The organism is Micromonospora sp. NBC_01739 (assembly GCF_035920385.1).
Taxonomy (GTDB): domain Bacteria; phylum Actinomycetota; class Actinomycetes; order Mycobacteriales; family Micromonosporaceae; genus Micromonospora.
This window is the reverse complement of record NZ_CP109151.1, coordinates 3,232,228-3,244,493: the sequence shown is the minus strand read 5'-3', so window position 1 is coordinate 3,244,493 and position 12,266 is coordinate 3,232,228. Positions and strand designations below refer to the sequence as shown.

Annotated in this window: 14 protein-coding genes; 6 read left to right on the top strand and 8 right to left on the bottom strand. The window is 70.7% G+C overall.

The window, feature by feature from the left end; translation table 11 throughout:
• Positions 1–31: 31 nt before the first annotated feature.
• Complete coding sequence (locus OIE53_RS14355) at positions 32–781, top strand: lytic polysaccharide monooxygenase (protein ID WP_327022056.1); 750 nt, start codon at positions 32–34, stop codon at positions 779–781.
• Positions 766–1,428 carry a DUF305 domain-containing protein gene (locus OIE53_RS14350; RefSeq protein ID WP_327022055.1) on the top strand — a complete coding sequence of 221 codons (663 nt, stop codon included), beginning with the start codon at positions 766–768 and terminating at the stop codon, positions 1,426–1,428. The genes OIE53_RS14355 and OIE53_RS14350 overlap by 16 nt, the downstream gene beginning before the upstream one ends.
• A 5-nt stretch (positions 1,429–1,433) precedes the next feature.
• Here OIE53_RS14350 and msrB read toward each other — a convergent pair whose 3' ends face one another.
• Complete coding sequence (msrB, locus tag OIE53_RS14345; RefSeq protein WP_327022054.1) at positions 1,434–1,844, bottom strand: peptide-methionine (R)-S-oxide reductase MsrB; 411 nt, start codon at positions 1,842–1,844, stop codon at positions 1,434–1,436.
• Positions 1,845–1,891: 47 nt separating this feature from the next.
• Here msrB and ligD point away from each other — a divergent pair, with 47 nt between their 5' ends.
• Complete coding sequence (ligD, locus tag OIE53_RS14340; protein WP_327022053.1) at positions 1,892–2,917, top strand: non-homologous end-joining DNA ligase; 1,026 nt, start codon at positions 1,892–1,894, stop codon at positions 2,915–2,917.
• A gap of 141 nt (positions 2,918–3,058) precedes the next feature.
• On the opposite strand, the gene OIE53_RS14335 is transcribed toward ligD, so the two are convergent.
• Both OIE53_RS14335 and OIE53_RS14330 read right to left on the bottom strand, forming a co-directional pair.
• Positions 3,059–3,253: a DUF397 domain-containing protein gene (locus OIE53_RS14335; RefSeq protein ID WP_327022052.1), complete on the bottom strand. Its 195-nt coding sequence runs from the start codon at positions 3,251–3,253 to the stop codon at positions 3,059–3,061.
• A complete protein-coding gene (locus tag OIE53_RS14330) occupies positions 3,246–4,124 on the bottom strand; it encodes a helix-turn-helix domain-containing protein (RefSeq protein WP_327022051.1) in 879 nt (292 codons plus the stop codon). Before OIE53_RS14330 ends, OIE53_RS14335 begins: the two co-directional genes overlap by 8 nt.
• A 371-nt stretch (positions 4,125–4,495) precedes the next feature.
• Between OIE53_RS14330 and OIE53_RS14325 the strand changes: the two genes are divergently transcribed.
• Positions 4,496–4,783, top strand: coding sequence for a hypothetical protein (locus OIE53_RS14325; protein ID WP_327022050.1), 288 nt, complete (start codon positions 4,496–4,498; stop codon positions 4,781–4,783).
• On the opposite strand, the gene OIE53_RS14320 is transcribed toward OIE53_RS14325, so the two are convergent.
• Together OIE53_RS14320 and OIE53_RS14315 are read right to left on the bottom strand one after the other, a co-directional pair.
• Entirely contained in the window at positions 4,773–5,225 is a 453-nt protein-coding gene (locus tag OIE53_RS14320) for a GNAT family N-acetyltransferase (protein ID WP_327022049.1), read from the bottom strand. The genes OIE53_RS14325 and OIE53_RS14320 overlap by 11 nt on opposite strands.
• 98 nt (positions 5,226–5,323) lie before the next feature.
• Positions 5,324–5,983 (bottom strand): C39 family peptidase, encoded by a 660-nt coding sequence (locus tag OIE53_RS14315; protein ID WP_327022048.1) that lies wholly within the window; start codon positions 5,981–5,983, stop codon positions 5,324–5,326.
• Between the two features lie 348 nt (positions 5,984–6,331).
• Here OIE53_RS14315 and OIE53_RS14310 point away from each other — a divergent pair, with 348 nt between their 5' ends.
• Entirely contained in the window at positions 6,332–7,960 is a 1,629-nt protein-coding gene (locus tag OIE53_RS14310) for a TolB family protein (RefSeq protein WP_327022047.1), read from the top strand.
• A gap of 82 nt (positions 7,961–8,042) precedes the next feature.
• Here OIE53_RS14310 and OIE53_RS14305 read toward each other — a convergent pair whose 3' ends face one another.
• Entirely contained in the window at positions 8,043–9,626 is a 1,584-nt protein-coding gene (locus OIE53_RS14305; protein ID WP_442791342.1) for an alpha/beta hydrolase, read from the bottom strand.
• A gap of 33 nt (positions 9,627–9,659) precedes the next feature.
• Positions 9,660–10,772: an ATP-dependent DNA ligase gene (locus OIE53_RS14300; RefSeq protein ID WP_327027201.1), complete on the bottom strand. Its 1,113-nt coding sequence runs from the start codon at positions 10,770–10,772 to the stop codon at positions 9,660–9,662.
• Positions 10,773–10,907: 135 nt separating this feature from the next.
• Between OIE53_RS14300 and OIE53_RS14295 the strand changes: the two genes are divergently transcribed.
• Positions 10,908–11,120 (top strand): hypothetical protein, encoded by a 213-nt coding sequence (locus OIE53_RS14295; protein WP_327022046.1) that lies wholly within the window; start codon positions 10,908–10,910, stop codon positions 11,118–11,120.
• A gap of 26 nt (positions 11,121–11,146) precedes the next feature.
• Here OIE53_RS14295 and OIE53_RS14290 read toward each other — a convergent pair whose 3' ends face one another.
• Entirely contained in the window at positions 11,147–12,064 is a 918-nt protein-coding gene (locus OIE53_RS14290) for a DNA-3-methyladenine glycosylase family protein (RefSeq protein ID WP_327022045.1), read from the bottom strand.
• Positions 12,065–12,266: the final 202 nt, after the last annotated feature.

Sequence of the window (12,266 nt, the reverse complement as noted above, 5' to 3'; positions counted from 1 at the left end):
ACCAGGCAACACGCCGAAAAGGAGTGCCGCCATGCGTCGAAGACTCACCCTCGCCCTGGCCACGACCGGCGCCATGATCTCCACCCTGGCCGTCGCCACCCCGGCCCAGGCCCACGGTTACGTCTCGTCACCGCCCAGCCGGCAGGCCCTCTGCGCCCAGAACCGGGTGCCCGACTGCGGGCAGATCCGGTGGGAGCCGCAGAGTGTCGAAGGCCCCAAGGGGCTGCGTACCTGCCATGCCAACATCTCCCACTTCGCCGTCCTCAACGACGACAACCGGGGCTGGCCCGCCACCTCGGTCGGCACCACGGTCACCTTCACCTGGGTGAACACCGCGATGCACGCCACCCGCGACTGGGAGTACTTCATCGGCAACACCCGGGTCGCCGTGTTCAGCGGCGGCGGACGCCAGCCGGGCCCCACGGTCTCGCACAGCGTCAACCTGTCCGGCTATCCCGGCCGCCAGAAGGTGCTGGCCGTCTGGAACATCGCGGACACCGCCAACGCCTTCTACTCCTGCGTCGACCTCCAGATCGGCGGTGGCGGCAACCCACCGCCCAGTCCGAGCCCGACCACCCCGGGCCCGACCAGCCCGCCGCCGTCGCCCACCCCGGCACCGACCACCACCCTGCCGGCCGGGGGCACCTGGACCGCAGGCCGGGCGTACGCCGTCGGCGACCAGGTCACCTACGGCGGGCGGGCGTACCGGTGCCGGCAGGCGCACACCGCGATCGCCGGTTGGGAGCCGCCGAACGTACCAGCGCTGTGGAGCCTGCTCTGAGCAGCGGCAGGTGCGGCCTTGACCGGCCGCGCCTGCCCTTCGCCCTGTTCCGGGCGGCGCTGGCCCTGACCCTCGTGCTGTCGGCCACCGGCTGTGGCGGCGGATCGGCAGCCTCGACCGCGACTTCCTCCGCCTCGGCGGCCGACACCGGTGGCCGGGCGGCGTCACCCACCCGTGACGCACCCGGTACCCCGACGGCCACCGACATGACCGGGGTGGACCTGCTGTACCTGTCGATGACGGCCGGGCACACCGAACAGACCCTGCGGATCGTCCGGCTGGTGCACGACCGGCTGACCGACCCGGAACTGCGTACCCTGGTCGCCGCCATCGAGGTGACCGAGGCCGAGGAACTGGCCACCGTACGCCGCTGGTTGGCGCAGGCCGGACGCAGCGCCCGCGCCGACGACCACACCGGCCACGGCGCCGGCCCGGACCAGTTGGCCCGGCTGCGCGACGCCGAGGACGGCGAGGTCGACAAGGTGTTGATCGAGGTGCTGTCTGCCCACCAGCGGGCCGCCGCCGACCTGGCCCGCGCCCACCTGGCGGCCGGCACCGAGCAGGGGGTACGCGACCTGGCCCGACGCATCGAGCAGTCCCGTACCGCCCAGGTAGCGATGCTGGCCGCCCACCCGGCAGCGGCCTGACCGGCTCAGGGGGTGCTGGGGTCCAGGCGAATCGACAGCGAGTTCACGCAGTGGCGGGTGTTCTTCGGGGTGAAGCCCTCGCCCCGGAAGACATGCCCCAGGTGGCTGTCGCAGCGGGCGCAGCGGATCTCCGTGCGCCGCATGCCCAGGGAGTTGTCCTCGATCTCCTTGATCGCACCCGGGATGGCGTCGTCGAAGCTCGGCCACCCGCAGTGCGAGTCGAACTTGGTGTCACTGGGGTACAACTCGGCACCGCAGGCCCGGCAGTGGTACATGCCGGGGGTCTTGGTGTCGACGTACTCGCCGGTCCAGGCGGGCTCCGTGCCGTGCTCGCGCAGCACCCGGAACTCCTCGGGGCTGAGCCGGACCCGCCACTCGTCCTCGGTGCGGGGCAGTTCACTGTCGGGAAGACTCACCCGTCAACGGTACGTCGAACGTCGGACCCATCGCATATGGTCGCGAAATGGCAGGCACGAAGGCGGCGGCCCAGGAGATCGAGGTCGCCGGACACACCGTACGGCTGTCCAGCCCGGACCGGGTGATCTTTCCGAAGCGGGGCTTCACCAAGGCCGACGTCTTCGGCTACTACCTGGCGGTGGGCGAGGGCATCCTGCGTGCCCTGCGCGAACGGCCGACCACCCTGCAACGCTTCCCGGACGGCATCGAGGGGGAGATGTTCTTCTCCAAGCGGGTGCCGACCCGGGGGGTGCCGCCCTGGGTGCGGACCAGCGAGATCACCTTCCCCAGTGGGCGTACGGCGGCGGAGCTCTGCCCGGCGGACCTGGCCCATGTGGCCTGGGCGGCACAGATGGGCACTGTCGTGTTCCACCCGTGGCCGGTACGCGCCGCCGACCCGGACCGCCCCGACGAACTGCGGGTAGACCTCGACCCGCAGCCCGGCACCGACTTCGCCCACGCCGCCACCGCCGCCGCCGAGCTGCGGGCCATCCTCGACGAGCTGGGCGTGCCCGGCTGGCCGAAGACCTCCGGCGGGCGGGGGGTGCACGTCTACCTGCGAATCCAGCCACGGTGGACCTTCGTCGAGGTACGCCGGGCCACCATCGCCCTGGCCCGGGAACTGGCCCGCCGCCGCCCCGACCTGGTCACCACCGCCTGGTGGAAGGAGGAACGCGGCGAACGGGTCTTCGTCGACTTCAACCAGATGGCCCGGGACCGCACCATCGCGTGTGCGTACTCGCTGCGAGCCAACGCCCGGGCCACGGTCTCCACCCCGGTCACCTGGGAGGAGTTGCCCCAGGTCGACCCGGACGACTTCGACCTGGGTACGGTCCCGCAGCGGCTGGCCGAGCAGGGCGACCCGCACGCCGGCATCGACGACACCGCGTGGGACATCACCCCGCTGCTGGAGTGGGCCGAGCGGGACGCCGCCGCCGGCGAGGGCGATCTGCCCTACCCCCCGGATCACCCGAAGATGCCGGGTGAGCCGAAGCGGGTCCAACCCTCCAAGGACCGCGACCGCCCCCGCTGACCCGCTTTTCGTGCGGGCCTTTGAAGATCGCGCTCGATCCAGGATCGAGTGGCCTTGATTGGCTCCGAGACCACTCGATCCCAGATCGAGCGCGATCTTGCGGAGCGCGGAGCGCTCGGTGGCTCGGGGTGCGGTGAGGGGCTACGAGAGGCGGTCGGCCTTGATGGTCTCGACGAAGGAGCGCCACTGGGTGGGGGCGAACAGCAGCACCGGCCCGGCGATGTCCTTGCTGTCCCGCACCCCCACGACACCACCAAGATCGTCGGCCACCTCGACACACTCGCCCTCAGCGCTCCGGCTGCTCTTGCGCCACCGGGCGCTGGTCTGGTTATTCATTGAAGGTCTCCTTGATTACCGTCCCGATCAGGTCCTCAGACTCTCGCGCGCCCAACGAATGGTCCAGCAGGGTGGACCACGCATCGGCGTACGCTGTCACCTCTGCGGGCTTGTCCAGGTAGAGACTTCCGGTAAGCGACTCGCTGTAGATGGTCGAGGGCTCTGCGGGCCGCGTGCCCATCGCCGGAAAGTCCAGAATGATGAACGAGCCGGCGACGGATGCCGCGTGTGGTCCGCTGCCCAGCGGCAGCACTCGGACCGAGACGTTCGGCCGCTGTGCGATGTTTACCAGGTGTGCGAGTTGACTGCGCCAGGCGTCCATGTCGGCGATGGGACGACGGATCACCGCCTCGTCGATGATGGCCTCGAAGGTGGGGGCCTTGGGATTTCGGCGAGCGAGTAGCTTTTGGCGCTCCATGCGTAGCGCGACCTTCTGCGCTATCTCGTCCTGACTGCGCCCAGCCTTAGCACCGAAAATGGCCGTCGCATACTCGGCGCTCTGGAGCAGCCCAGGAACCAACGTCGGCTCGTACTGGCGTATCCGGCGAGCCGCTGCCTCCAGCCCGACGTACAGCTCGAACCACGCGGGGATGGCGTCCCCGTAGGCGTGCCACCATCCCCGGCTCTTGCTCTCCCGGGCCAGGCTGACCATGACCTCGGCCAACTCGGCGGAGGTGCCGTAGTGCTGGCACATCAGCTTTACGTCGTGGGTGCGCAGGGAGGTCTGTCCGCCTTCGAGGCGGTACATCTTGGCGCGCGACCATTCGAGCGCCTCGGCGGCAGCCTCCAGACTGATTCCGGCTTCCTCTCGGGCTTGACGCAGCAACCTGCCGAGTTGTCGGCGGGGCACAGAAGATCCCACGTCGCTCATATCGCCTCGTCTCAACCTGGCGTCAGTCGGTGTCTCATTTGGAACAGCATCGCCTCCCGAATGACACGACGTCAATCTCTGTTTGCGAAACCCGAAGTGAGACGTTGCATCTGGCGCTCCTGCTGGCCGATCGTGGCATCAGTGACCTGTCGATGGATGGTCGGAGGAGGTTTCGGGGTGGGGCGGTGGAAGTGGTTTCAGCGCAAGGACGAACCGATTGACGTGGTGGAGGAGTCAACCTGCTCCGATGGGTCCGGTGAGTCTGCCGGGCACATGCCCAGAGCGGCCCAGCCTCAGCGAAGGCTATCCACGACGAGGGTGGGGTTGCGCTCCAGCCGCCTGGTAGGGCGATGCGACCGGGGCGGCAGCCGGTGAGCGGGCCGCGAGGGCTGAAGCACGTGGAGGTGACGGACCTGCCGGAGATCGAGGTGGTCAGCCAGCCGGTACTGCTGGTCCTGGTGACCGAGGACGACGGGCCGATCGGGTGGGCGGTCGTTCTGCCCGAAGGCGACTTCTGGCTGATCCGCAATGCCGCGCGGAGCCTGACCCACGGTTCGAGCCTGTCGGTCCTGACCAGCTTCTGGGCCAGCGTCCTCGACTGCGAGGTGGGACGTCCCCGGCTGGTCGACCCGCCGACCGGCGGCGGCGTCAGAGACTGAGCTTCATGCCCTCGTGGCTGGCGACGAAGCCGAGCCCCAGGTAGAAGCGGTGCGCATCGTGGCGGGTCTTGTCGGTGGTGAGTTGCACCAGGGCGCAGCCACGCAGCCGCGCCTGCTCGATCGCCCAGGTCATCATCAGCCGACCCAGGCCCCGACCCCGCTGATCGGAGCGAACCCGAACCGACTCGATCAGTTGCCGTTCGGCCCCGTGCCGACCGAGCCCGGGGATGTAGGTGAGCTGCATGCAGCCGACCACCTCGCCGTCGACCTCGGCGACCACTAGGTGGTTGCGCGGGTCGGCGGTGATGTCCGCGAACGCCTTCTCGTAGGTGGCGTCGACCTCTCCGACGTCCCGGGTACGTCCCAGCATGTCGTCGGCGAGCAGGTCGAGCACCGTAGGCAGGTCGGCCCGGATCGCCGTACGGAAGATCATGTCGTTCATTCAGTGAGGGTGACATACCTGCGGCGACCGGTTTCCGGCAGACCGAAGGGCCGACCCCGGCAGGGGGTCGGCCCTTCGAGTGTTCGGTTGTCGGATCGTCAGGAGGCTGCGGAGTAACCGCGGGTGGCGATCCAGTTGGCGAGGGTGTCGACGTCCATCCGGTACGAGGCCTTGGCCGGGTCGGCCGAGTCGGCGATGGTCACGGTCTCGCCCTCGTCGTCGTATCCGGTGACGCTGACGTAGTGCCCGCCCTCGAAGCTGTGCACGCCGCCGTCGGTGTCGGTGGCGGTGCCGGCGATGTTGGCAACCACTGCACGGCCGTCGTCGACGGTCCGCACGATGTCCTCGCGCAGCTTGTCGGCATGCTTCTCGGCGGCCTTGGCGTCCCGGATCTCCACCGACTTGTAGACGTCCTTACCGGTCTCCTTGTTCAGCACCGGCGTGATGTCGTTGATGGAGTCGGTACCGGCCTCGGTGGTACCCATCCGCTTGGCCATGTCGTACACGTCGATGTTCTTGCCCTGCACGCTCAGCGCGTTACGGGCGGCGGCCGGGCCGCAGAAGTAGAAGTTGGGCTGGGCCTCGTAGCGCACGTCGAGCTGGCGCTCGTCGCTGGGCTTGCGGTCGGCCTGCACCGAAGCGGCGGCGGCCGGCGCGGGGGCGGCGTATGCGGCGACGGCGGGGCCGGCGATGCCACCGGCGGTGGTGGCGGCAGCGGCGACGGTCAGAGCGGTCTTACGCAGGATGGTGGTACGCATGATCGACTCACACCTTCCGTTCGGGGGTACGCAGCAGGAATCAACCCGGTTCGGGGTTCGCGGTGCTGCGGGGGGAAAGAGGAACGCCCGGCGGGGGTGCTCGGGCGTCCGGGGGATGTAACGATCCCGGGCGGCCCCACATTCCAGGGGTTCCGGGAGGTCGCGTGGCGGGGGAAGCCCTCGCGGTATGCCATGTACAACGACCCGTGGCCGAGCATCATTCCGCGCCGTCGGCTGATCGGGCCGCCTCATAAACGGTCTTATACCGGACGGCAGGGAGGTATCGGGCATGAATTTTCGGGCCCCCTACCCCGGGCGGCGGCTGCCGAAGGGGATCACAATGCCCGAATGACTGTTATCCGCCAGGCTGCGTCGATGGTGCTCGCCCTGCTGCTGCTGAGCACGGCCACGAGCTGCACCGAAGCGGAACAGGACGATCTGCCCGTCCGAGTGGCGCAGGTGCCGGCTGAGGTGCGTGGGCTCGGTCCGGCGGTGCTGGCGGTTCCCGTGACGGAGGATGTGACCGGGCTGCTCGCGCTGGAACGGTTCGGCGATGACCTCGCCGGCCTGACGCCCGCTCGGCGACACACCCAGGTCGCCTTCGGCGGTGATCCCCGTCTCCCGACCGTCGCCCGAGGGCTGGGTGAGGATCGCCGTGACGCCGTGCTCGTCGACGGTCGCCTGCGCGACGTCACGCTGCCCGATCTCGGGTACGCCGACCGGGCCTTCAACGTCGATGCCACGCTGTCGATCACGGCATCCAGTTGTCTCACCGTCACCGGCGACGGCAGGGTCGGGCTACCGGTGGAAGAGGCCTTCTGCAAGATCGCCGACCGAGGCGGGGTGATCTGGGAGGACCGGCAGGGCGGGCGGTACGGCGGGATCGACCTGGCGTCCGGAGCGGCGAGCCCGGCCGTCGAGCTGCCGTCGTATCCGATCGCCGCCACACCCGACGGCCGCTACCTCGCCGCGCTCACCCGCCAGGACCCTCGGCAACTCGTCATCGCGGACACCAGGACCGGCCAGTCCCGGCCCACCGTGACGGTCAGCGGGGCGGAGTTCCCTGGGGTCTTCACCGGCGACGGGTTCGCTCTGCTGCACCGGACGGCTCCCGGCCCCCGCCGGATCAGCCTGGTCACCCCGAAGGGGGAGGTACGTGACCTGCTTTCTCCGGTCGGCGAGGTCGCCTTCGCTCCTGACGGGCGGCGCGCCATCGTGGAGGACAACCGTTCCGGCAAGGGCCGACTCTCCGTACTCGACCTGAAGTCGGGCGCGGTCACCCCGGTGGTCGGTGACGGCACCGCGCCCAGCGGCGAACAGCCGACCCGGCCGGCGGAGCTGCCGCCGACGACCGGCACCGTCACCGCGACGGTTTCCGGCGACCACGCCCTGGTCGTCGAACTGGAGGCCCGTCCGGACGGCCAACGGGTGCCCCGGCCCAGCCGCGCCTGGTCGGTACGACTCTCCACCGCGACCGCGACCCTCCACGCGAACACACCGGAGGCGTCGGAGGTGACGGTGTGGCAGCACGAATTCCCGCCGACCGGCACAGCCGCGTTGTCGGCGCTGTGGTTCGAGCCGGGCAAGCAGACCCTCACCCTCAGCCCCGACGGTACGGTCACCAGCGCCCCGTCCGGAACCTTCCCCCGAGAGACCCTCGGTGACGGTGCGGTGCTGCACACCCTTCTCGCCGAGAGCGGACGCGAACGGGTGGATCGGCTGCTGGTGACCGACAGCTCCGGCGGCCGGGTCGAGATTCCCACCGGCGCCGGCCCTGACCAGCGGGTCGCCAACGTAATCCTCACACCGGACCAGGAGCACCTGCTGATCTCGCTGCGTCCGCTCAAAAGCCGATCAGAACCAGGAGATCTCGACGTCGTGGTGATCGCTCGCCGGGACGGCACCGGCGAACCAGTCGTCGTCTACCGAGGGGCCTGGTTGGTCAGCCTCGGCACCGTTCCCACCAGCACCAGTTGACCTGATGGTGCCGTGAATCCGGTGACCTGGCGTAAGGGGGTGGTGGCCCAAGCCGCCCGAGCTGGCAGAGGTAGGGCTGCGGCTAGCGGGCCGGGCAGCGTTTGCCTTCGGCAGGGACGGTGAGGTCGATCAGGTAGGCGTCGACGGCAGCCGTGATGCAGGCGGTCTGCGGGTATGCCGTGTGACCCTCACCCTCCCAGGTGAGCAGCCGCCCCACCCCGAGCATCTCGGCCAGGGCCGGGGCCTGCTCGTACGGGGTCGCCGGGTCGCCGGTGGTGCCGATGATCAGGATGGGTGGGGCGCCGTCGGCGCGGCCGGTGGGGTAGGGGTCGCTGCCGCCCGGCCATTCGGTGCAGGAGATCAGGCCGGTGGCCAGGGCCGGGCCGAACAACGGGTACTGTCCTCGCCACTGGGACTGCAGTTGGCGGATGCGGTCCAGGTCGGGCCGTTCCTCCTCGTCGGCGCAGTTGATCGCCGTGTTGGCGTCGAAGAGGTTGGTGTAGTGGCCCCGGTCGTCGCGGTCGGCGTAATTGTCGGCCAGTTGGAACACGCCCTGCGGGTTGCCGCCCTCCAGTTGGTCGATGGCGCGGGCCAACTCCTGCCAGCCGCTCTCGGTGTAGAGGGAGGAGATGACCGCGTAGAAGACCCAGCCGGCGGTGGCTTCCCGACCGTCGGCGGAACGGGCCGGGGACACCCGGGCCTTGTCGATCGCGGAGACGACCGCCGCCCGGGCGTCCGGGGCGATCGGGCAGCGGGCGGCGTTGGCAGCACACCACCGGTGGAAGTTGTCGAAGGCCCGCTCGAAGCCCTTGGCCTGGCTCTCCGAGCCCTCGATCAGACCCTGTCGGGGGTCGATCGCCCCGTCGAGCACCAGCGCCCGCACCCGGGTGGGGAACAGTTGGGCGTACGTGGCACCGAGCAGGGTGCCGTAGGAGTAGCCCAGGTAGGTGAGCTGGTCGTCGCCGACCGCCGCGCGGATCGCGTCCATGTCCCGGGCGGCCTGCTCGGTGCCGTACAGCGGGAGTTGGTCGCCGTACTTGTCGCCGCAGCCCTGGCCGATGCGGTCGGCGAGGTCGACCAGGCCGTCGAAGGACTCCTGGCTCTGCGGGTCGGGATCGGAGCCGAAGACGGCGTCCAGGTCGTCGTCGGAGATGCACTCCACCGGGCTGGACCGGGCCACCCCGCGAGGGTCGAAGCCGACGATGTCGAAGCGTTCCAGGATGCGGTCGGGCAGCCCGCCGTACCGCTCGCCGAAGGAGAGGTAGACGGCGGTGTCCACTCCGGAACCGCCGGGACCACCGGGGTTGACCAGCAGGGAACCGATCCGGTCGCGTTGGTTTTCGGAGCGGGCCCGGATCAGGGCGATCTCGAAGGTCTCTCCGGCACCGGGGCCGGTCGTGGCGCCACTGCCGCCGGCCCAGTCGCGGGGGACCCGGATGCGGGTGCACTCGTACCGGATGCCCGGTGCCCCTCGCCCGACCACCTCGTCGGCGACCTCCGGGCAAGCCTGCCAGGTCGGTGTCGTGCCCGGTGGGGCGGCCCTGCTGACGGTGTCGTCGTGCGGCGCCAGCGCCGGCAGGGTGCAACCGGCGGCGACCACCGCGGCGGCGACCAGACCGGCCAGGGTGCGCCGTCGACGGCGGATCGGTGCGGAAGTACGGGTCACGAGCGGGCCTCCGGGATCGGTGCGATCGTCAGGCTACGCCGAACCGGAAGCGGACCCCACCGTCACCGCCGGATCGCCGCGCAGGACCTGGTCCACGTCGAACCGGATCGGCCGCTCCAACTGGTCGTACCGGCAGGAGAGGGGGTCCCGGTCGGGCCGCCAGCGGACGAACCGCGCGGTGTGCCGGAACCGGTCACCCTCCATCGCGTCGTACGCCACCTCGACCACCAGCTCCGGGCGCAGGGGCTCCCATTCCAGGTTCTTCGTGCCGGTCCACCGGCTGACCCCGCCCGGGATGCGTTGGCCGCGCTCGTGGTCGCCGTGCACCCACGGGTGATCGTCTGCGACCTCGCGGTAGGGGGCCAACTCCTCCAGCAGCTCGGCCCGACGGGCCATGGTGAACGAGGCGCTCACTCCGATGTGGTGCAGCACCTGCGCGTCGTCGTAGAGCCCAAGCAGCAGGGAACCGACCACCGGCCCGGACTTGTGCCAGCGGAACCCGGCGACCACCACGTCCGCGGTGCGGGCGTGCTTGACCTTGAACATCAACCGCTTGCCCGGCTCGTAGGGCAGGTCGGCGGGTTTGGCGATCAGCCCGTCGAGACCGGCGCCCTCGAACACCTCGAACCAGCGGCGGGCGGTCTCGGCCTCGGTGGTGATCTGGGTGAGGTGCACCGGCGGGCGCACCTTTGCCAGGGCCTGCTCCAGCCGGGCGCGCCGGGTCGGGTACGGCACCTCCAGCAGGCTCTCGTCGTCGAGGGCGAGCAGGTCGAAGGCGACGAAGTCGGCCGGGGTGGTCTCGGCGAGCAGCTTCACCCGGGAGGCGGCCGGGTGGATGCGCTGCGCCAGCAGCTCGAAATCGAGCCGGGGGGCGGCCTCCGGGCCGTCGCGGCGGATCACGATCAGCTCGCCGTCGACCGCGCAGCGGGCCGGCAACTGCCGACGGGCCTGCTCGACCACCTCGGGGAAGTAGCGGGTCATCAGCTTGCCGCCCCGGCTGGCCAGCTCCACCTCGTCGCCGTCGCGGAAGATGATGCAGCGGAACCCGTCCCACTTGGGCTCGTAGGTCATCCCCGGCCCGGTGGGGATCGAGGCGACACTGCGGGCGAGCATCGGCTCCACCGGCGGATTGATCGGCAGGTCCACGGCGACAGTCAACCAGAAGCCACCGACAACGGTGAGGCACATCACGGCGTGCCGGTGGGTGGCGTGTCCGCCGCTGGGCTGTCCCAGCGCGCCTGGGAGATTCGGATAACCGCAGGTCAGAGCTACTTTCGCGGGGTGTCTGAGTGGGTCTGCGGGTGCTGCGGACGGTGGCGGGTCAGCGTCGAGCTGATCCGGGGCCGGTACGTCTACCGGCTGGCCCACCGCTACCCCAGCCGCTTCGGCGGCGGGGACAACGTGCTCGGCGAGGCGGCCACGGTGGCCGAGTTGGCGGCCCTGCTGCGCCGGTGGAGCCCGGTGGACCTGGCCGACCTGCACGAGGCCGCCTGAGACCCGGCTGGCAGCGGGGGTGACCGTCAGTAGCGGGCGAAGGAGCGGATCGGCATCCGGGGGCCGAACCTGGGGGCGTGGATGCCGGCAACCTCCAGCAGTCGGCAGACCCGGCCCCGATGGCCCCGGAACGGCTCCAGCAACTCCAGCATCCGGGCGTCGTCCGCGCGGGCCTCGCCGGCCAGGGCCCAGGCCACCGTGTTCGGTACGTGGTAGTCGCCGACGCTCACCGCGTCCGGGTCGCCGTACGCCACCCGGACGACCTCGGCGGCCGTCCACGGGCCGATCCCGTTGATCGACAGCAGGGCACGGGTGGCCCTCGCCGAGTCCTCGCAGCGTTCCAGCCGGTCGGCGACGGCGGCGGCCCGGCGCAGGGTGTCGGCGCGGCGCTGCTCCACCCCGAAGGGGTGGAAGACCCAGTAGGGGGCGGCTGCCACGGCCCCCGGCTCGGGCGGCAGGAGCAGCGACACCGGTCCCGGTGCCGGCTCGGCGAAGTGGCGGACGGTGGCCGCGTACGCCCGGTAGGCCTCCTTGCCGGTGACCTTCTGCTCGAAGACGGCCCGCAGCACCCGGGGGAAGACCAGCCCGGTGGCGGGCATCCGCAGACCTGGGTGCTGGGCCGCCAGGCGGGCCACCACGGGATGGGTCCGGGCCAGGTCGGCGAAGCCGGTGAGGTCGTCGCGCAGCCCGGCGATCGCATCGGCCTGCTCGACCAGCCAGCCGCCGCCGGGCCCGTACCCCTCGGCGCGCAGGTCCCCGCCGGTGGCGTGCAGGGCCAGGGTGGCGGGCCCGACCGGGGTACGCGCCGCCAGCCAGAAGGTGTCGCCGATGATCCGGGCGCAGGGGTCGTACGGGCTGAAGGTCAGAGGCCGGATCGAGGCGACCAGCCGGTAGCCGGACGGCGGGCGCAGGGTCCGGCCGGCGGTGGATGCGGCTGCGGTCACGACCCCACTGTGCCACCTCGGCGGCGCCCCGGACACCGCCGGACCCGCCTCTGGCCGGCGCCCCGGATACCGGCGGCTCGGCCCTGATCGGCGCTCCGGACCCTCGTCGGTCACCTTCCGTTCATCGCGGGGACCACCGAACGGTCAGGAATCATCGGGCAAATACCTCCATTTGCTGATGTAACTGACCTCACGCCGAGAC

Bases quoted from the DNA above. Each gene is read 5' to 3' on its own strand.
- OIE53_RS14320 (WP_327022049.1), bottom strand. From the start codon at position 5,225: ATGAACGACATGATCTTCCGTACGGCGATCCGGGCCGACCTGCCTACG.
- OIE53_RS14315 (WP_327022048.1), bottom strand. From the start codon at position 5,983: ATGCGTACCACCATCCTGCGTAAGACCGCTCTGACCGTCGCCGCTGCC.
- OIE53_RS14310 (WP_327022047.1), top strand. From the start codon at position 6,332: ATGACTGTTATCCGCCAGGCTGCGTCGATGGTGCTCGCCCTGCTGCTG.
- OIE53_RS14330 (WP_327022051.1), bottom strand. From the start codon at position 4,124: ATGAGCGACGTGGGATCTTCTGTGCCCCGCCGACAACTCGGCAGGTTG.
- OIE53_RS14335 (WP_327022052.1), bottom strand. From the start codon at position 3,253: ATGAATAACCAGACCAGCGCCCGGTGGCGCAAGAGCAGCCGGAGCGCT.
- OIE53_RS14355 (WP_327022056.1), top strand. From the start codon at position 32: ATGCGTCGAAGACTCACCCTCGCCCTGGCCACGACCGGCGCCATGATC.
- ligD (WP_327022053.1), top strand. From the start codon at position 1,892: ATGGCAGGCACGAAGGCGGCGGCCCAGGAGATCGAGGTCGCCGGACAC.